This is a genomic window from Benzoatithermus flavus (genome assembly GCF_037908215.1).
GTDB classification, from domain to species: domain Bacteria; phylum Pseudomonadota; class Alphaproteobacteria; order Geminicoccales; family Geminicoccaceae; genus Benzoatithermus; species Benzoatithermus flavus.
In genome coordinates this window covers 126,821-144,316 of record NZ_JBBLZC010000003.1, presented here as the reverse complement: position 1 = coordinate 144,316, position 17,496 = coordinate 126,821, and the positions used below count along the sequence as shown (strand labels likewise).

Here is a 17,496-nt window from a genome sequence, read left to right as displayed (position 1 = left end):
CCTCATGGCGGACGAGCCCATCCTTGGTCTCCTTCTCGCCGGCGGCCTGTCGCGGCGTATGGGCGGCGGCGACAAGTGTCTGCGACCTTTGGGCGGGCAGCCGCTCCTCGCGCGGGTGATCGCACGCGCGGCCCCGCAGGTGGATGCGCTTCTCCTCAACGCCAACGGCGATCCGGCGCGCTTCGCCGCCTTTGGCCTGCCGGTCGCGCCCGACGTGGTCGAGGGGTTCGCGGGCCCGCTCGCCGGTGTACTCACCGGCATGGAGTGGGCGAAAGCGCACCGGCCGGACGTGACCTGGATCGTCACCATCGCCACCGACACGCCGTTCTTCCCGCGGGATCTCGTGGCGCGGCTGCGCGAAGCCGTGGCGGAGCAAGCGGCCGACCTCGCCTGTGCTGTGAGCGGCGGACAGGCCCACCCCGTGTTCGGACTCTGGCCGGTGCGGCTGATGGGCGAGCTGCGCCGAGCACTCGTGGACGAGGGTATGCGCAAGATCGACGCCTGGACCGCGCGTTACCGGCTCGCGATGGTCGAGTTCCCGAGCCGGCCCGTCGATCCCTTCTTCAACACCAACCGGCCCGAGGACCTCGCCGAGGCCGAGCGGCTCCTGGCACGAGACGGCAGCGACGATGGCAGGCCTGGCTGAGCGGACGACCATGACGACGGCGGCGGGCGGCGACACGCGCGAGGGCCTGCTCCTCACCGGCAGCGCCTTTGCGCTCTGGGGCCTCTACCCGTTCTACTTCAAGGCGCTCGCGGCCGTGCCCGCGCTCGAGATCGTGCTGCACCGGATCGTGTGGTCGAGCCTGCTGCTCGCTATCGTGATTCAGGCCCGCGGCGGCTGGCACGAGGTGGTGGGAGCGCTCCGCGATCCGGGCCTGCGTCGGGGGCTGATCGCGACCACGGTTCTGATCGCCGCCAACTGGTTCGCCTACGTGGTGGCGGTGACCGGCGATCAGGTGCTGGATGCGAGCCTCGGCTATTTCCTGTGCCCGCTCGTGAGCGTGGCCTTAGGCGTGCTGGTCCTGAAGGAGCGGCTGACCAAAGGGCAGGTCGCGGCCGTCGCGCTGGCCGGGCTCGCCGTCCTCATGCTGATCGTGAAGCTCGGCATCGTGCCGAGGATGGCGCTGTTCCTCGCCATCTCGTTCGGGCTCTACGGTCTCCTCAAGAAGCGCCTGCCGGTGAGCCCGCTCGTGGCACTCTTCCTGGAATGCGCGCTCCTGCTGCCGCCCGCGGCCGCGCTCGCGGTCTGGCTCTGGCTCGAGCACGGGCTGGTCGGCCCCACCGCCGAGCCCTTCACCTTCGTGCTCCTGCTGCTCGCGGGTGTCATCACGGTGGTGCCGCTCCTCCTGTTCGGCCTCGGCGCCAGGCGGATCCGGCTCTCGACCGTGGGCCTCCTGCAGTACATCGCCCCTACCATGCTGTTCTTCGAGGGGGTCTTGTGGTTCGGCGAGCCCTTGAACCCGTGGCGGCTCGCGGCCTTCGTGCTGATCTGGGCAGCGCTCGCCCTCTACACGGGCGACGGCTGGCTACGGGCGCGGCGCGCCGCCTGAGCGGCTCAGGGCCCGATCACAAGCGGCAGGGTGGGATCGGCGAGGAGCAGGCTCAGGCCGAAGAACAGGGCATAGAGGTAGACCAGGGTGCGGGCGAGCATGGCCGGTGATCCTTCTCCGCGAGCTCGACGCGGATCAGGATGCGAGCGTGCCGCCCCGCCGGCCAATGCCGGGTCGCCATCGGCGCGATAGCGCGCCGGTCACGCGAGCTCGCGACGGAGGATCGGCCGTGTCGGCGAGCGGCGCGCGACCTCGACGAAGCCGAGATCGCGGAACGGGCCGGGAATGCCCCTGAAGGCGCCGGAAGGCCGCTCGCCGATGGGCGGATCGAGCGGGTAGGCCTCGACCAGAACAGCGCCCTGCTCCTTCGCGAAAGCGAGCGCCGCCTCGATCATGGGCCGCATCAGGCCGCGGCGCCGCCAGCGCGGCGCCAGGTAGAAGCAGGTGATGGCGAAGGCCGGCCGTGCATCGACCGGCCGGGTGATCCGCGAGCGCTCGATGGCGGGATAGGCGCTGCGCGGGGCCACGGCGCACCAGCCGACCGGCTCCGTGCCGGCATAGGCCAAGATGCCGGGCGGCGGTCCCGCTTCCACCTCGGCCCGAAACGCGGCTTTGCGGCCGGCGCGGCCCCGGGCTTCCCACTGCGGCCGGGACAGCTTGAACCACATGCACCAGCAGCCGGCAACCGCGCCCCGTTCCGGGCCGAACAGCAGTTCGAGATCGCCCCAGCGGTCAGGGGTGAGCGGGTGGCAGGCGAGGTTCGCCCGGTCACGCGGACTCGTCTGCGGTCCCCGGCCGCCCCTAGGCGGCATGCACCTTCTCGCCGGCCACGTAGGTCGCGCGCACGGCGCGGTCGTCGCCGAGCGTCATCAGCACGAACAGCTCCTCGGCGAGATCGCCCCGCACCGATTCCATCCGGTGCGCCATGGCGGGGGTGGCACGGGCGTCGAGCACGACGAGGTCGGCCTCGTGGCCGGGCCGGAGCGCGCCGATCCGGTCATCGAGGCCGAGCGCTCGGGCGTTGCCGAGCGTCATGAGGTAGAAGGCGTCCAGGGCCGGCAGGTTCTGGCGGCGGAGCTGCAGCACCTTGTAGGCCTCGGCGGCGGTCCGCAGCATCGAGTAGCTGGTCCCGCCACCGACATCGGTGGCGAGGCTCACCCGCACCGGCCGGGCGGCATCGCGCAGCTTCGCCATATCGAACAGGCCGGAGCCGATGAACAAGTTCGAGGTCGGGCAGAACACGGCGACCGAGCCGGTCGCGGACAGGCGGGCGAGCTCGTCCTCGCCGAGATGGATGCAGTGGCCGAAGAGCGATCGCGGGCCCAGGAGCCCGTAGCGGTCGTAGATATCGGTGTAGCTCCTCGCCCACGGGAACAGCTCCTTCGCGAGCGCGATCTCGGCGAGGTTCTCGCTGAGATGGGTCTGGAGCCAGGCATCGGAATGCTCGCGCACGAGCGCGCCCGCGGCCTCGAGCTGCGCTTCCGTCGAGGTGATCGCGAAGCGCGGCGTGATCGCGTAGAGCTGACGCCCGATTCCGTGCCAGCGCTGCAGCAGCTCCTTGCTCTCGCGGTAGCCGCGCTCGGCCGTGTCGAGCAGCCCTGCCGGAGCGCCCCGGTCCATCATCACCTTGCCGGCGATCATCCGCGCGTTGCGGCGATGGCTCTCGGCGAAGAAGGCCTCGACCGATTCGGGATGAACCGTGCAGTAGACGACGGCGGTGGTGGTGCCGTTCCGGAACAACTCGTCCAGGAAGAAGGTGGCGACCGCGGCGGCGTGCGCCGGGTCCTTCAGCTTCTGCTCCTCGACGAAGGTGTATTTCTGCAGCCACTCCAGGAGCTGGGCACCGTAGGAGGCGATCACCCGGCTCTGCGGGTAGTGGATGTGGGTGTCGATCAGGCCGGGCAGGACGAGATGGTCGGGATGGTGGTCGACCGGTGTGTCGGCCGGAAGCGTTGCCAACACCTCGTCGGCCGACCCCACCGCCGCGATGCGCCCGTCCCGGATCGCGACCACGCCGTCGGCGAGGTAGCGATGGCTCGCTTTGGGGCCGACGAGCGCCGGGTCGTCGAGGAAGGTGAGAACGCGGCCGCGGACGGCCCGGATCGTGGTCATGGCGTGCTGCCTCTGCCCTTACTCGGCCTTCGCACCCGAGGCGATCCAGGCGGCCAGGACCTGCCGCTCCTCGGGCGTGATCTCGGTGAGGTTGCCGGGCGGCATGGCATGGGTCATCACCGCCTGCAACGCGATGTCCCGCGCATGGAGTCGGATGCGTTCGGGCGTGTCCAGCATGACACCCTTGGGCGGCACGGGCACGCCCTCCCAGGCCGGCTCCTCGGCGTGGCACATCGAGCAACGGCTGATCACCACCTCCTCGGCCTCGGCGAAGCTCACGGGCCCGTCCGCGGGCGCTGCCGCGGTGCTGCCGGCACCGGCCGGGCCGGCGGCGCTCAGCAGCACGATCGCCAGCATGCCGGCGGTCGCGACACCCCAGGTCCACCAGGGCGAGGGCAGGCCCTTGTGGCGGACGATGAAGAAGTGGCGGATGGCGGCACCCACGACCAGCACCAGGCCGAAGATCAGCCAGTTCCAGCGACTCGCGAAGGCGAGCGGGTAGTGGTTGCTGATCATCACGAACACGACCGGCAGCGTGAGATAGGAGTTGTGCATCGAGCGCTGCTTGGCGGCGGCGCCCAGCGCCGGGTCGGGCTGCCGGCCGGCGATCAGGTCGGCCACCACCTTGCGCTGGTTCGGGATGATGATGAGGAAGACGTTCGCCACCATCATGGTGCCGGTGAGCGCCCCCATCTGCATGTAGGCGCCGCGGCCGCTGAAGACGTGGGTGAAGCCATAAGCCAGGACGAGGAGGTAGAGGAAGAGAACGCCGAACAGCGCGGCGTCGTTGCGGCCGAGCGGCGACTTGCACAAGCCGTCGTAGACCAGCCAGCCGAGCGTGAGGCCGACGACGCTGACGAGCACCGCGCCCCAGGCCGGAAGCGCCAGCACGGCCGGGTCGATCAGGTAGAGCTCGGCCGAGAAGTAGTAGACGACGACGAGGAGCGCGAAGCCGGAGAGCCAGGTGGTGTAGGCTTCCCACTTGAACCAGGTGAGATCCTCCGGCATCCGCGCGGGTGCCACGAGATACTTGACCATGTGGTAGAAGCCGCCGCCGTGCACCTGCCAGGCCTCGCCACCGGCCCCTTCCGGCAGGCCCGGCCGCGGCTTCAGGCTGGAATCGAGGTGGACGAAGTAGAACGAGCTGCCGATCCAGGCGATCCCGGCAATGACGTGCAGCCAGCGCACGCCGAGGCTCAGCCATTCCCACATCACCGGCTCCACCATGGGGCCGCCCCTCCCTCGTTGCGTCGGACACTCCGAGCCTTTCCAGGCTGCGGACCCCTCTAACGCCCGGGGTTGCGGCCGTGAACCACGGGCGTAGCGTAGGATCTTCAAACGGAAGCGAACAATGGGCCGGAGCGGGGGTTCGCGATGTCGCTCCTCGAGAACATGCAGGTGTTCACGCGGGTGGTCGAGCTCGGCAGCCTCTCGGCCGCCGGCCGCCATCTCCGCCTGTCGCCGGCGGTGGTGAGCCACCGCCTGCAGCAGCTCGAGCAGCATCTGGGCGTTCGGCTCCTGAATCGTACCACCCGCCAGGTCCAGCCCACCGAGCAGGGGGCCGCGTTCTATGAGGCCTGCCAGGAGGTGCTGGCCGCCGTGGCGCACGCCGAGAGTGTGGTCGCCGACAGTGGTGGCACGCCCAAGGGCAACCTCCGGGTCACGGCCCCGCTCGGCTTCGGCCGCCGCATCCTCGCTCCCCTGGTGCCGGTGTTCCAGGCCCGCTACCCGCAGATCGGCGTGCGACTCCGCCTCTCCGATCATCTGCTCGACCTGCTGCGCGAGGCCGTGGATGTCGCGATCCGGCTCGCGGTGCTGACCGATTCCAGTCTGATCGCGCGCAAGATCGCCGACTGCCCGCGCGTTCTGTGCGCGGCACCCGAATATCTGGCGGCGCACGGGGTTCCCGAGCGGCCCGAGGATCTGCTCGAGCACCAGTGCCTGCTCCTGCGCTTTCCCGGCTCGCAGCAATATCGCTGGACCCTGCGCACGGCCGAAGGGCCGGTGACGCTGCCCGTGGCCGGGCGGTTCGACGCCGACGACGGCGACGTGCTCACCGAATGGGCCCTGCTCGGGCAGGGCATCGTCATGAAGCCGGTATTCGAGATCGCCGAGCATCTGCGCTCCGGCCGGCTCCTGCGGATCCTGCCGGATGCCCCGCCCGAGCCGGCGACGCTCGCCGTGGTCTATCCCCACCGCCGCCTCTTGCCTCCCAAGGTGAAGGTCTTCGCCGATTTCATGGTCGAGGAGGTGGGCGGCATCATCGCCCGCCAGAGCGCCGGCCTGCTGCCGCCGGCCGCGGCTGCCTGAGCCGGATCGGGAACGGGACCGGCAGGCCACAAAACGTTTTCCTTGGGAAGCTTTCAGGACCCAAAAAGGGGACGCGCTGCTATAACACCAACAGAGGTTAAAATGCTTGGAACCGAGGCGCCGATCCATGTGGCACCAGGCTGATGACCGACGGGCGCAGGCCCTGATCTCGACTCGTGGCGAGCGGACCTGGAAACGGCCGGAGAGCGGCGAGCCTTGCCTGGACGAGCTCCTCGACGATCCGATCATGACCCTCCTGTGGCGCAGCGACGGGCTGGAGCCTGCTTCCGCCCGCGCCATGCTCGAGGATCTGCGTATGTTGGTACGGAACCGGGCCTCGGCCGCGCCGACCACGGCTACGGGCTGAGCGGACGCAACCAGTTATAGCATCGAGCCTTTTCCGTCGGAGCGAACCGCGGCGTACTGCCCGTATGGGCCGATGCCCCGTTGTCAACCGTCTCGGATGACCTATGGTGTCGTGCGATAACGGTTCGGTCGAGCATGGCGTGTGTCCCCCACCGGGGTTCCGAGGAGGGGAACCGCCTCGACCGTGACGGTTGGCACGGCGGATTCGGTTCATGAGCTTTCAGTCAGGCATGGGCGCCACGTCGCTGCCCGGCGTGCGGGTGCGCTTCGGCGAGGGCGGCGTCAGCGCCACGGTCGAAGGGCTCGCCGGTGCCATCGGCAGCGGCGGCAAGAAGGGCGGCCTCCGCGGCTGGCGCCGGCCGGATGCGGAAGCGCCGGAAGCGAGCACCGGCCTCGTTCCGCTCGCCCGCATGCTCGACGAGTGCCTGTTGCGCCGGAAGAGGCTGCGGCAGGCCATGCACGCCGCTGACCAGCGGCGGGAGCGGGCGCAACTCGTGCTGCAGGCGGCGAGCCTCGTCGTGGTGCGCCTTTTGATGTGGCCGGCGCTCGAGACCCTGCAGCAGCGGGTGCGCGAGGCCGAACTCCAGCTCCATGCGGCACGGCAGGAGCTGGAGCGCTGCGCCGTGCCGGTCCGCATCGATCTGGACCCTGCCGCGCGGGCCGCGTTCGCCCGCCTCGGGAGGAGCTTCGATCGTCTGGCCGAGGAGGCGGTCGACCTCGTGACGACCGCGACCGGTGCCAGCGGCCGGCAGGGAAAGCCGGCTTCGGTCCGGCTCGAACGCGTCGGGACCGGGCCCGTGCTCGTGGCCGGCGAGCAAAGCCTGCGCCTGCCCGCGAGCGCCAGGGGCGATGGCCTCCACCTCCTGCCGGGCCTGGCCCTGCTCGAGCGCCGTGACGAGGCATTCGTGCCGCTCGACCCGCGCGAGCTCGTGCTGAAGGTGGAGCGGTTGCCGCACGCAGCACTGCTTCGCTGGAGCGTTCCTGGCAGCGCATCCGGCACCTTTCTCGCCGGCGATGCAGCGGCCGCCCTCGCCTTCGGCGACGCCTACGACGCCTATCGGCGCGAACTCGACCGCCTCGCGGCACGCAGCCGCGAGGCCATGGCGGCGAGCGCTGCAGCGCCCGAGCCGGCAGGCGATCCGACGCGGCCCGTACCCGGCATCGCGGTGGTGCCACCGCAGACGGAGCACCGCCTGCTCTGGTTCCCGCTCGCCGACCTGGCGGCGCTGGCGGCAGCCGGCCTGACGGCGCTCCTCGTCGCGAACCCCGGCCTCCTCCGCGGCGCCATCCCCCTGGAAATCGTACACCTTCTCACCGGCCGGCCCGGTGCTGCCGATGCACCGCCGCCCGCCGCCTCATATCCCACGCTCCCGGCGGTGAGCCCGACGAAGGCGATCGTCCGGGTCGATGCCGCCAACATCCGTGCGAAACCGAAGGCGGATGCCGCCGTCGTCGGCCGTGCTCGCCGGGGCGACAGCCTCGCCGTCCTGCAACGGCGCGACACCTGGATCCAGGTAGGCGCCGACGAGCCGCTCGGCTGGATCCGGGAGGACCTGGTCGAGCTGAACTGAGCCGGTCGGCAGCCATGACGGCCCGGATGGCTTCCGGGTGCCGTGGCGTCGTCGAGGGGAAGTTCCGGACGGGCCGAGCGCCGAACAACCGCGGTCGTATGCGTCGAGCTCTCTGCGGCGTGCCGACGGCCGAGCGCACGGCGGGAACGGCTCGGAAGGGAGCGCGCCACCGCTCCCTCCTCGCTGTCTCAGGCCTGCACGCCCTCGACGTACCAGTCCATCTTCAAGAGCTCCTCGTCGGTGGCATGCTTGCCCTCGGGGATGCGCACCTGCCCCTTCTGGTCCTTGATCGGGCCCTCGAATGGATGGCGGGTGCCGGCGGCGATGTCGGCCTTCACCTTCTCGGCCGCGGCCTTGACGTCCTCGGGTACGTCCGGCCCGTAGGGTGCGATCGAGACCATGCCCTCCTTGAGGCCATGCCAGATGTTGTGGGTCTTCCACGTGCCGTCGAGCACGGCCTTGACGCGCTCGATGTAGTAGGGGCCCCAGTTGTCGACGATAGCGGTGAGCTGGCCCTTGGGCGCGAAGGCGCTCTGGTCGGCGGCCTGGCCGAAGCCGTGCACGCCGCGCTGCTCGGCCACCTGCAAGGGAGCGGCGCTGTCGGTGTGCTGGGAGAGAATGTCGCAACCCTGGTCGATCAGGGTTTTGGCGGCGTCGGCCTCCTTGCCCGGATCGTGCCAGGAGTTCACCCAGACCACCTTGGTCTTGATGTTCGGGTTGATCTTCTGGGCAGCGAGGGTGAAGGCGTTGATGCCCATCACCACCTCGGGAATCGGGAACGAGCCGAGATAGCCGATCGTGCCGGACTTGCTCATCATGCCGGCGATCGTGCCGATGACGGTGCGGCCCTCGTAGAAGCGGGCGTTGTAGACCGCGACGTTGGGCGTCGTCTGATAGCCCGTGGCGTGCTCGAACTTCACCTTCGGGAACGCCTTCGCCACCTTGAGCGTCGGGTTCATGAACCCGAACGAGGTCGTGAAGATCAAACCGTGGCCGGAGGAGGCGAGCTGGCGGATGACGCGCTCGGCGTCGGGGCCTTCCGGCACGTTCTCGACGAAGCTCGTCGTCACCTTGCCGGGGAAGGCCGCCTCGACCTCCTTTCGCGCCACGTCGTGGCGGTAGGACCAGCCATTGTCGGTGGCCGGGCCGACATAGACGAAGCCCACCTTCAAGGGCGCGTCGGCGCTGAAGACCGGGCGCACGCCGGCGGCCAGACCTAGGCCGGTGGCGGCGCTGCCCAGCACGAAGCTGCGGCGCCGGAGATGCAACGACATGGTTCTTCTCTCCCTCACGCTGAACGACCTCGAGCGTCGATCGAACCTCAGGTGGCTGGCCGGAAGGGCTTGCCCAAGCAGGCCGGCGCGTCAAGCCTGCCACGCCACGGTCCCGCGGAAATGATCGTGAGCACGACGATGGTGGCGATGTAGGGCAGCATCGAGAGCACCTGCGCCGGCACGCCGATCCCGCCCATGCCCTGCACGTAGAGCTGAAGGATGGTGACGCCGCCGAAGAGGTACGCCCCGCCCAGGAGACGCAAGGGGCGCCATGAGGAGAACACGACGAGGCCGAGCGCGATCCAACCGCGGCCCGCGGTCATGTTCTCGACCCACATCGGCGTGTAGGCGAGCGAGAGATAAGCGCCGGCGAGCCCGCTCGTGACCCCGCCGAACAGCACGGCGAGATAGCGGATCCTGATCACGTCGTAGCCGATCGAGTGCGCCGAGACGTCCGAATCGCCACAGGCACGTAAGATCATGCCGGCCCGGGTGCGCTTGAGGAACCAGATCACGCCGAGTGTGAGCGCTACCGAGAGATAGACCAGAACGTCCTGATGGAACAGGATCGGACCGATGAAGGGCAGCTCCGACAGACCCGGGATCTCGAGCTTCGGGAGCGGTGCGATCGGCGAGCCGACGAAGCCGGCACCGGCGAGAGCGCTGAGGCCGATGCCGAAGAGGGTGAGTGCCAAGCCGGTCGCGACCTGGTTGCTCACCAGCGTCAGCGTCAGCACGCCGAAGATCAGGGCGAGCAGCGCTCCGGCCATGGCCGCCACCAGGATCGCGAGCATGTAGTTGCCGGTGACGTGCGCGACGGCGAAGGCGGCGACCGCCCCCACCAGCATCATGCCCTCGATGCCGAGATTGAGCACCCCGGCGCGCTCGGCCACGAGCTCGCCGATGCCGGCCAGGAGCAAGGGCGTCGCCGCGCTGATGACGGTGAGGATGACGGGAACGACGATATCGAGGCTCATGCGGGGGCGACCTCCCGGCGCGGTGCAGCGGCTGCGGGGCGGGTGAGGACGATGCGGTAGCGGACGAGGAAGTCGGATGCCAGCAGGAAGAACAGGAGCATACCCTGGAACAGACCCGTGGCACCTTGCGGCAGCCCGACCTCGACCTGCGCGTTCTCGCCGCCGATATAGGAGAGCGCGATCAGGAGCCCGGCCGGGACGATGCCCAAGGGGTGCAGGCGGCCGAGGAACGCCACGATGATGGCGGTGAAGCCGTAGCCCGGCGTGAGGTTCGGGATGATCTGGCCGATCGGGCCCGAGACCTCGATGGTGCCGACGAGCCCGGCGAGCCCGCCGCTCAGGAGCAGGCACAGCCAGACGATCCTGTTGCGGGCGAAGCCCGCGAACCGGGCCGCGGCCGGCGCTTGGCCCACGACCTTGATCTCGAAGCCGATGATCGAGCGGGTCATCAGCACCCAGGCGGCCACCGCCACGGCGAGGGCGATCAGCGCCCCGATATGGAGCCTGGTCCCCTCCCAAACGATCGGCACGATGGCGGCCTCCGAGAACATGCGCGACTGCGGAAAGCCGTAGCCCTCGGGGTCCTTCCAGGGCCCGTAGACCAGAATGCTGAGAAAGAGGGTGGCGATATAGGTCAGCATCAGGCTGGTCAGGATCTCGCTGACCTCGAAGCGGGTCTTGAGGAAGGCCGGGATCGCGGCATAGGCCATGCCGCCCAGGATGCCGGCCAGCATCATGGCGGGCAGGATCCAGCTCCCCTCCTGGCCGAAGGTGGCGAGCGCGATCCCGCCGCCGGCGATGGCGCCCATGGTGAGCTGGCCTTCGGCGCCGATGTTCCAGACGTTGGCGCGGAAGCCGATCGCGAGCCCGACCGCGATCGTGACGAGGGGCGCCGCCTTCACGCCGAGCTCGGCGAGGCCGTAGCCCGTCATGATCGGCGAGATGAAGAAGCTCTTGAGCGTCTGGAGCGGGCTGTAGCCCATGAACATGAAGACGACGAAGCCCGTCATCACCGTGAGCAGCACGGCGAGGAACGGCGTGAGATAGAGCATCCGCCAGGAGATCTCCCGACGCGGCTCGATCCTAAGCGACATGGGCGAGCCCTCCGTGGTTCGTGTCGGCGCCGCCCATGCCGTGGAGCCCACCCATGAGGAGGCCGATCTCCTCGACCGAGGCGCTCGCGGTGGGCAGCGGGTCGGAAAGGACGCCGACATTGATGACGGCGAGCCGGTTCGTGAGCATCAGGAGCTCGTCGAGATCCTGCGAGATGACGAGGACGGCGGCACCGTTGCCGGCGAGCGTGAGCAGCGCCTGATGGATCGCGGCGGCTGCACCGGCATCGACACCCCAGGTCGGCTGCGAGACCACGAGCACGCCGGGGTTCTGCAGGATCTCGCGGCCGACCACGAACTTCTGCAGATTGCCACCGGAAAGGCTCCGCGCCAGGGTATCGACGCCGGGTGTCCGCACGTCGAACTCGCGCACGATCCTGGCCGCGAAGTCGCGCGCCTTCTGCAGCCGCAGGATGCCGCCGGCGACGAGGCCCATGCGCTCGTGACCGCTCAAGACCCCGTTCTCGACCAGGCTCATCTCCGGGACGGCGGCGTGGCCGTTGCGCTCCTCGGGCACGCAGCACAGGCCGAGAGCGCGCCGCTTCGCGGCGTCGAGCCGGCCGGCGGGCCTGCCGTCGATCAGGACGGCGTTGTCGTGCGGGGCGATGCGCTCGCCGCTGAGCGCCATGAGCAGCTCGTTCTGGCCGTTGCCGGCGACCCCGGCGATGCCGAAGATCTCCCCCGCCCGGACCTCGAAGCCGATGCGCTTGAGATCGACCCCGTGCGGCTCTTCGGAAGGAAGGTCGAGCCCCTCGACGACGAGGCGCGGCTTGCCGGTGCCCGCTCCCGCCTCGCGGCGAGCGAGCGTTCTGATCTCGGCCCCGATCATGAGCTGCGCCATGCTTTTGGCGGTCTCGAGCTTGGGATCGCACTCGGCCACGACCTTGCCGCCGCGTAAGATGGTGGCGCGGTCGCACAGGGCTTTGATCTCGTGCAATTTGTGGCTGATGTAGAGGATCGAGCAGCCTTCGGCCGCGAGCTGGCGCAGCGTCTCGAACAGCTTCTCCACCTCCTGCGGCGTGAGCACGGAGGTGGGCTCGTCCATGATGAGCAGGCGCGGGCTCTGCAGGAGGCAGCGCACGATCTCGATCCGCTGCCGCTCGCCTACCGAGAGCGTGTGCACCGCGCGCGAAGGCTCGAGCGGTAGGCCATAAGCGTGGCTCACCTCGCGCACGCGGGCCGAAAGCGCCTTCATGTCGGTGGCACCGTCGACGCCCAGGGCCACGTTCTCGAGCACGGTCATGGATTCGAACAGCGAGAAGTGCTGGAACACCATGCCGATGCCGAGAGCCCTCGCCGCGTGCGGGTCGGCGATGTGGACGGGCTTCCCGTCCCAGAAGATCTCGCCCTCGTCGGCATGGAGAACGCCGTAGATGATCTTGACGAGGGTGCTCTTGCCCGCCCCGTTCTCGCCCAGGAGCGCGTGGATCTCGCCGGGCTGCACCTTGACGCTCACGGCGTCGTTGGCGAGCACGCCCGGAAAGCGCTTGGTGATGCCTCGAAGCTCGAGACGCGACGGTACGCTCACGGCCGTCCCGACCTCGCTCATGCTGCCCTTCCCTTCTCGGTCCGGGTGATTGTCTCGGCCGACGTCCCCGCCTGCGTACCCGGTTTCGCGGCGAGTGTGACGAGAAGCTCGGCGGCTGCCAAGGCGGCGATCACGGCCGGCCGCTTGTCGCGGACCGCGCTGCCGCCGATCGGGCAGACCAGCCGGGATATCCGCTCCGCCGGCAGGCCGAGCTCGCGAAAGCCGTGCTCGAACCTGGCGCGCTTGGTCTTCGAGCCGATCAGGCCGAGATAGGCGAAATCGCCCCGCTCCAAGACGGCACTGCAGAGATGGAAGTCGAGCGCGTGGCTGTGGGTCAGGACGAAGTAGGAGGCACCCGCAGGTGCCGCCGCGACCTCGTCCAGCAGGTGCTCGGTGACGACGGTCTCGACACCGGCGAGGGGCTCGCCCGGAAACTCGCCGGCTCGGCCGTCGATCCAACGCAGCCGCAGCGGCAGAGGTGCGAGCGCTCGCGCCAAGGCCCGGCCGACATGGCCGGCGCCGAACAGGAGCACGGGTGGCAGGCTCGCTGCGGCCTCGGCCTCCATCGCCTCAAGCCCGGCCAGCACGGCGGCATCGGCGCGGCGCAGCAGGAGCCGCACGTGGCCGCCGCAGCACTGGCCGACAGCGGGACCGAGCGGCAGATCGAGGCCGGCTTCGGCCTCGCCCGCCGCCAGGAGCGCGCGGGCGTGGGCGATCGCCTCCCATTCGAGCCGGCCGCCGCCGATGGTGCCGAAGCAGCACGCCGCCGTCACCAGCATGACGGCACCCGCCTCGCGCGGCGTCGAGCCCTTGGCGGCCGCGACCGTGACCAGTGCGGCGGGCTCGCCCGCGGCGAGCAGGGTCTCGAGGGTCGCGGCCAGCCGCTCGCTCATGCGGCGCGCTCCTCCGGCTCCGCCACCCGCTCGCGCAAGGATTCTATCGCCCGGAGCACGCGCTCGGGTGTGGCGGGCGTGTCGAGCCGCGGGCAGAACCGGTAATCGGCCACGCTCGCGACCGCATCCGAGATCGCGTGCAGGACCGAAATCGCGAGCATGAAGGGCGGCTCGCCCACGGCCTTCGAGCGGTGGATCGCATCCTCGCGGTTCCTCGCTCCTTCGAGGAGCGCCACGTTGAAGATGCGCGGGCGGTCGCCGCAGGCCGGGATCTTGTAGGTGCTGGGCGCGTGGGTCCTGAGGCGCCCGGCCTCGTCCCACCACAACTCCTCGGTCGTGAGCCAGCCCATGCCCTGCACGAACCCGCCCTCGATCTGGCCGATGTCGATGGCCGGGTTCAGGGAGCGGCCGACGTCGTGCAGGATGTCGACCCGCTCGACCTTGTACTCGCCCGTGAGCGTGTCGACCGCGACCTCGCTGCAGGCGGCGCCATAGGCGAAGTAGTAGAACGGCCGGCCGCGGCCCGCGGCGCGGTCCCAGTGGATCTTGGGCGTCTTGTAGAACCCGGTGGCCGAGAGCGGGACGCGCGCCATGTAGGCCTGCCAGACGAGGGCCCGGAACGGGATCTCCTGGTTGCCGATCCTGACCCGGTTCGGAAGGAACACGACCTGGTCCGCAGGAATCGACCAGTGCTCGGCGGCGAAGTCGATCAGCCGATTCTTGATCGTGCGTGCGGCGGCGAGCGCTGCCTGCCCGTTCAGGTCCGAGCCCGAGGAGGCGGCCGTGGCCGAGGTGTTCGGCACCTTCCCCGTCGTGGTGGCGGTGATCTTGACGTGGGCGATGTCGATCTGGAACTCCTCGGCCACCACCTGCGCCACCTTGGTGTGGAGCCCCTGCCCCATCTCGGTGCCACCGTGGTTCAGGTGCACGCTGCCATCCGTGTAGACGTGCACGAGCGCACCCGCCTGGTTGTAGGCGGTGAGCGTGAACGAGATGCCGAACTTCACGGGCGTGAGCGCGATACCCCGCTTGATGATCCGGCTGTTCTCGTTGAAGGCGCGGATCGCCTCGCGCCGCGCAGCGTAAGCCGCGCGCTTTTCCAGCTCGCCCACGATCTCGTGGATGACGTTGTCCTCGACGGTCTGGTGGTAGGGCGTGACGTTGCGCTCTTCCACCCCGTAGAAGTTGCGCTTTCTCACCTCGAGCGGGTCCAGGCCCAGCGCGAAGGCGATCTCCTCGATCACCCGCTCGCCGCCCACCATGCCCTGCGGGCCGCCGAAGCCCCTGAAGGCCGTGTTGGAGACCGTGTTGGTCTTGAGCGGCAGCGAGCGCAGCTCGACGTCGGGGACGAAGTAGCAGTTCTCGGCGTGGAACAGCGCCCGGTCGGTGACGGGCCCCGAAAGATCGGCGGACCAGCCGCAGCGGGCGGCATAGGTCATGTCGAGACCCAGGATCCGGCCCTCGTCGTCAAAGCCGACCTCGTAATCGACGAGAAAGTCGTGCCGCTTGCCGGTCACGATCATGTCGTCGTCGCGATCGGGGCGGATCTTGGCGGCCCGGCCGGTCTTCTTGGCGACGAGCGCCGCGATGCAGGCGAACAGGTTGCCCTGCGTCTCCTTGCCGCCGAACCCGCCGCCCATGCGGCGGATCTCGACCGTCACGCTGTGCGAGGGCACGCCCAGCACCTTCGCCACCATGTGCTGGATCTCGCTCGGGTGCTGGGTCGAGGAGAAGATCTGCACCTCGTCGGCCTCGCCGGGAATCGCCAGCGCCACCTGGCCTTCGAGGTAGAAATGCTCCTGCCCGCCGATCCGCATCCTGCCCTTGAGCCTGCGCGGCGCGGCGGCGATGGCCGCCCTGGCATCGCCGCGGCGCAGGGTGAGCGGGTCCGTCACCAGCTCGCCCCTGGGAAGCGCCTCCTCGACGTCGAGCACGGCCGGCAGCTCCTCGTACTCGACGATCGCAAGGCGCGCCGCGCGCCGCGCCTGCTCGCGCGTCCTCGCCGCCACGGCGAAGATCGGCTGGCCCACGAACTGGACGAGGTCGGTCGCGAGCAAGGGCTCGTCATGGCGGTGGGTGGCGCTCACGTCGTTCTCGCCCGGCACGTCGGCGGCGGTGAGCACGCACACCACCCCTTCCGCCGCCCGGACGGGTGCGAGGTCGAGCTTCGTGATCCGCGCGTGCGGCTTCGTCGCGAGCCCGAGATAGACGTGGAGCAGCCCCTGCGGCTCCGGCAGGTCGTCGATGTAGAGCGCCTCGCCGGTGACGTGGCGGGCGGCGCTGTCGTGGGGCCTCGCTTCGTGGACGGCACCTTCGATGCGATCAGACATGGGCAAGACTCCGGTCGCCGACGAGGCGGGTTTCGCAAGCCGGGTCCGTCGTCTCGACGAACAGGCGCATGAGCAGGTTCTGCGCCACCTTGAGGCGGTACCCGGCCGTGGCGCGCATGTCGGTGATGGGCGTGAAGTCGCGTTCCAGTGCCTGCATCGCCGCCTTCACCGTCGCTTCGCTCCAGGGGCGGCCGAGCAGCGCCGCCTCGGCATTGGTGGCGCGCTTGGGTATGGCCGCCATGCCGCCATAGGCGAGCCGCGCTTCCGCCACCCGCCCGTCCGGTCCGAGCCGGATCAGGAAGGCGCCCATGACGGCCGAGATGTCCTGATCGAACCGCTTGCTGATCTTGTAGGCGCGATAGCGCATCCCCGGCGGCGGCTTCGGCACGCTGATCCGCTCGACGAGCTCGCCGGGCCGCCGGTCCTGCCTGCCGTAGGCGACGAAGAAGTCCTCGAGCGGCAGCGAGCGGCGCTCCTGCCCGCGGCGGAGATGCAAGGTCGCACCGGCCGCGATCAGGGCCGGCGAGCCGTCGCCGATGGGCGAGCCGTTGGCGATGTTGCCGCCCACGGTCCCAGCGTTCCTGATCTGGACGGAGGCGAAGCGCCGCCACAGCTCGCCCATGTCGGGATAGTGGCGGGCCAGCACCTTCATGGCGTCCTCATGGCTCGCCATGGCGCCGAGCTCGATCGTGTCCCCGGTCTCCTCGATGCGCCGCAGGACGTCGATGCGGCCGAGATAGACGATCGGATCGAGCCGGCGCATCTGCTTCGTGACCCACAGGCCCACGTCGGTCGAGCCCGCGAGAATCGTGGCCTCGGGCTCGGCGAGCAGGGTCTCGGCGAGCGCATCGAGCGTGGCGGGGGCGATGAACCGGCGCTTGCCATCGCTCACCACCAAGGTCTCCTCGTCGCGCAAGCCCTCGAGCCGCGCCAGCGTCTCGCCGGCGAAGGCCTCGATATGGTCGCGCTTCGGCGCGAGCTCGAACATGCGCTGCGCGGCGCGCACGATGGGCGCGTAGCCGGTGCAGCGGCAGAGATTGCCGGCGAGCGCGTCGTCGATCGCCGCGTCGGTCGGAACCTCGTCCGCCTCGCGGGTCATCGCGAACAGCGACATGACGAAGCCCGGCGTGCAGAAGCCGCACTGCGAGCCGTGCAGCTCGACCATCGCCTGCTGCACCGGATGGAGCGCCCCGTCCGCCCGCTTCAGATCCTCGACGGTGAGGAGCTGGCAGCCATCCAGCGTCGCCACGAACTGGATGCAGGCATTGACCGCCCGGTAGACCAGCCGCCCGTCCTCCGGCCTCGCGACCACGACCGTGCAAGCACCGCAGTCGCCCTCGTTGCAGCCTTCCTTGGTACCCGTCCGCCGCGCGCACGTGCGCAGCCAGTCGAGCACGGTCATGGTCGGATCGACCCGGTCGAGCTCCACGGTCTCGTGGCCGAGCAGGAAGCGCACGGAATCGCGCATGG

General features: G+C 69.8%; 15 protein-coding genes. 5 read left to right on the top strand and 10 right to left on the bottom strand.

Features of this window, described 5'->3' with window-relative positions:
* Positions 1 to 4 precede the first annotated feature (4 nt).
* Positions 5 to 646, top strand: coding sequence for a molybdenum cofactor guanylyltransferase MobA (gene mobA / locus U1T56_RS04540; RefSeq protein WP_418158254.1), 642 nt, complete (start codon positions 5 to 7; stop codon positions 644 to 646).
* Entirely contained in the window at positions 630 to 1,553 is a 924-nt protein-coding gene (gene rarD / locus U1T56_RS04535) for an EamA family transporter RarD (RefSeq protein WP_418158253.1), read from the top strand. The genes mobA and rarD overlap by 17 nt, the downstream gene beginning before the upstream one ends.
* 200 nt (positions 1,554 to 1,753) lie before the next feature.
* Here rarD and U1T56_RS04530 read toward each other — a convergent pair whose 3' ends face one another.
* Genes U1T56_RS04530 through U1T56_RS04520 form a run of 3 tightly spaced genes read right to left on the bottom strand, consistent with a single transcriptional unit; the run spans position 1,754 to position 4,892 of the window.
* Complete coding sequence (locus U1T56_RS04530) at positions 1,754 to 2,365, bottom strand: GNAT family N-acetyltransferase (RefSeq protein WP_418158252.1); 612 nt, start codon at positions 2,363 to 2,365, stop codon at positions 1,754 to 1,756.
* On the bottom strand, positions 2,355 to 3,665 hold the full coding sequence (guaD, locus tag U1T56_RS04525) for a guanine deaminase (RefSeq protein ID WP_418158251.1): 1,311 nt from the start codon (positions 3,663 to 3,665) through the stop codon (positions 2,355 to 2,357). The genes U1T56_RS04530 and guaD overlap by 11 nt, the downstream gene beginning before the upstream one ends.
* A gap of 18 nt (positions 3,666 to 3,683) precedes the next feature.
* Positions 3,684 to 4,892 carry a urate hydroxylase PuuD gene (locus U1T56_RS04520; RefSeq protein ID WP_418158250.1) on the bottom strand — a complete coding sequence of 403 codons (1,209 nt, stop codon included), beginning with the start codon at positions 4,890 to 4,892 and terminating at the stop codon, positions 3,684 to 3,686.
* A 147-nt stretch (positions 4,893 to 5,039) separates the two neighbouring features.
* Between U1T56_RS04520 and U1T56_RS04515 the strand changes: the two genes are divergently transcribed.
* The 3 genes from U1T56_RS04515 (at position 5,040) to U1T56_RS04505 (ending at position 7,912) form a co-directional block, all read left to right on the top strand.
* A complete protein-coding gene (locus U1T56_RS04515) occupies positions 5,040 to 5,975 on the top strand; it encodes a LysR family transcriptional regulator (protein ID WP_418158249.1) in 936 nt (311 codons plus the stop codon).
* Positions 5,976 to 6,102: 127 nt separating this feature from the next.
* Positions 6,103 to 6,342, top strand: coding sequence for a hypothetical protein (locus U1T56_RS04510; RefSeq protein WP_418158248.1), 240 nt, complete (start codon positions 6,103 to 6,105; stop codon positions 6,340 to 6,342).
* A gap of 211 nt (positions 6,343 to 6,553) precedes the next feature.
* Positions 6,554 to 7,912 carry an SH3 domain-containing protein gene (locus U1T56_RS04505; protein WP_418158247.1) on the top strand — a complete coding sequence of 453 codons (1,359 nt, stop codon included), beginning with the start codon at positions 6,554 to 6,556 and terminating at the stop codon, positions 7,910 to 7,912.
* A 188-nt stretch (positions 7,913 to 8,100) separates the two neighbouring features.
* Here U1T56_RS04505 and U1T56_RS04500 read toward each other — a convergent pair whose 3' ends face one another.
* The 7 genes from U1T56_RS04500 to xdhA are packed head-to-tail and all read right to left on the bottom strand — an operon-like array spanning position 8,101 to position 17,494.
* Positions 8,101 to 9,186, bottom strand: a complete 1,086-nt coding sequence (locus tag U1T56_RS04500) for a BMP family ABC transporter substrate-binding protein (RefSeq protein ID WP_418158246.1) — start codon at positions 9,184 to 9,186, stop codon at positions 8,101 to 8,103.
* Between the two features lie 47 nt (positions 9,187 to 9,233).
* Positions 9,234 to 10,163, bottom strand: a complete 930-nt coding sequence (locus U1T56_RS04495) for an ABC transporter permease (RefSeq protein ID WP_418158245.1) — start codon at positions 10,161 to 10,163, stop codon at positions 9,234 to 9,236.
* Complete coding sequence (locus U1T56_RS04490) at positions 10,160 to 11,257, bottom strand: ABC transporter permease (protein WP_418158244.1); 1,098 nt, start codon at positions 11,255 to 11,257, stop codon at positions 10,160 to 10,162. The genes U1T56_RS04495 and U1T56_RS04490 overlap by 4 nt, the downstream gene beginning before the upstream one ends.
* Positions 11,247 to 12,824, bottom strand: a complete 1,578-nt coding sequence (locus tag U1T56_RS04485; RefSeq protein WP_418158243.1) for an ABC transporter ATP-binding protein — start codon at positions 12,822 to 12,824, stop codon at positions 11,247 to 11,249. Before U1T56_RS04485 ends, U1T56_RS04490 begins: the two co-directional genes overlap by 11 nt.
* Positions 12,821 to 13,696, bottom strand: coding sequence for a xanthine dehydrogenase accessory protein XdhC (xdhC, locus tag U1T56_RS04480; protein ID WP_418158242.1), 876 nt, complete (start codon positions 13,694 to 13,696; stop codon positions 12,821 to 12,823). Before xdhC ends, U1T56_RS04485 begins: the two co-directional genes overlap by 4 nt.
* A complete protein-coding gene (gene xdhB / locus U1T56_RS04475) occupies positions 13,693 to 16,026 on the bottom strand; it encodes a xanthine dehydrogenase molybdopterin binding subunit (protein ID WP_418158241.1) in 2,334 nt (777 codons plus the stop codon). Before xdhB ends, xdhC begins: the two co-directional genes overlap by 4 nt.
* Positions 16,019 to 17,494 (bottom strand): xanthine dehydrogenase small subunit, encoded by a 1,476-nt coding sequence (xdhA, locus tag U1T56_RS04470; RefSeq protein ID WP_418158240.1) that lies wholly within the window; start codon positions 17,492 to 17,494, stop codon positions 16,019 to 16,021. The genes xdhB and xdhA overlap by 8 nt, the downstream gene beginning before the upstream one ends.
* Between the last annotated feature and the right edge of the window lie 2 nt (positions 17,495 to 17,496).

Excerpts from the sequence above, each read along its gene's own strand:
- mobA (WP_418158254.1), top strand. The coding sequence starts at position 5 with ATGGCGGACGAGCCCATCCTTGGTCTCCTTCTCGCCGGCGGCCTGTCG.
- rarD (WP_418158253.1), top strand. The coding sequence starts at position 630 with ATGGCAGGCCTGGCTGAGCGGACGACCATGACGACGGCGGCGGGCGGC.
- U1T56_RS04530 (WP_418158252.1), bottom strand. The coding sequence starts at position 2,365 with ATGCCGCCTAGGGGCGGCCGGGGACCGCAGACGAGTCCGCGTGACCGG.
- guaD (WP_418158251.1), bottom strand. The coding sequence starts at position 3,665 with ATGACCACGATCCGGGCCGTCCGCGGCCGCGTTCTCACCTTCCTCGAC.
- U1T56_RS04520 (WP_418158250.1), bottom strand. The coding sequence starts at position 4,892 with ATGGTGGAGCCGGTGATGTGGGAATGGCTGAGCCTCGGCGTGCGCTGG.
- U1T56_RS04515 (WP_418158249.1), top strand. The coding sequence starts at position 5,040 with ATGTCGCTCCTCGAGAACATGCAGGTGTTCACGCGGGTGGTCGAGCTC.
- U1T56_RS04510 (WP_418158248.1), top strand. The coding sequence starts at position 6,103 with ATGTGGCACCAGGCTGATGACCGACGGGCGCAGGCCCTGATCTCGACT.
- U1T56_RS04505 (WP_418158247.1), top strand. The coding sequence starts at position 6,554 with ATGAGCTTTCAGTCAGGCATGGGCGCCACGTCGCTGCCCGGCGTGCGG.
- U1T56_RS04500 (WP_418158246.1), bottom strand. The coding sequence starts at position 9,186 with ATGTCGTTGCATCTCCGGCGCCGCAGCTTCGTGCTGGGCAGCGCCGCC.
- U1T56_RS04495 (WP_418158245.1), bottom strand. The coding sequence starts at position 10,163 with ATGAGCCTCGATATCGTCGTTCCCGTCATCCTCACCGTCATCAGCGCG.
- U1T56_RS04490 (WP_418158244.1), bottom strand. The coding sequence starts at position 11,257 with ATGTCGCTTAGGATCGAGCCGCGTCGGGAGATCTCCTGGCGGATGCTC.
- U1T56_RS04485 (WP_418158243.1), bottom strand. The coding sequence starts at position 12,824 with ATGAGCGAGGTCGGGACGGCCGTGAGCGTACCGTCGCGTCTCGAGCTT.
- xdhC (WP_418158242.1), bottom strand. The coding sequence starts at position 13,696 with ATGAGCGAGCGGCTGGCCGCGACCCTCGAGACCCTGCTCGCCGCGGGC.
- xdhB (WP_418158241.1), bottom strand. The coding sequence starts at position 16,026 with ATGTCTGATCGCATCGAAGGTGCCGTCCACGAAGCGAGGCCCCACGAC.
- xdhA (WP_418158240.1), bottom strand. The coding sequence starts at position 17,494 with ATGCGCGATTCCGTGCGCTTCCTGCTCGGCCACGAGACCGTGGAGCTC.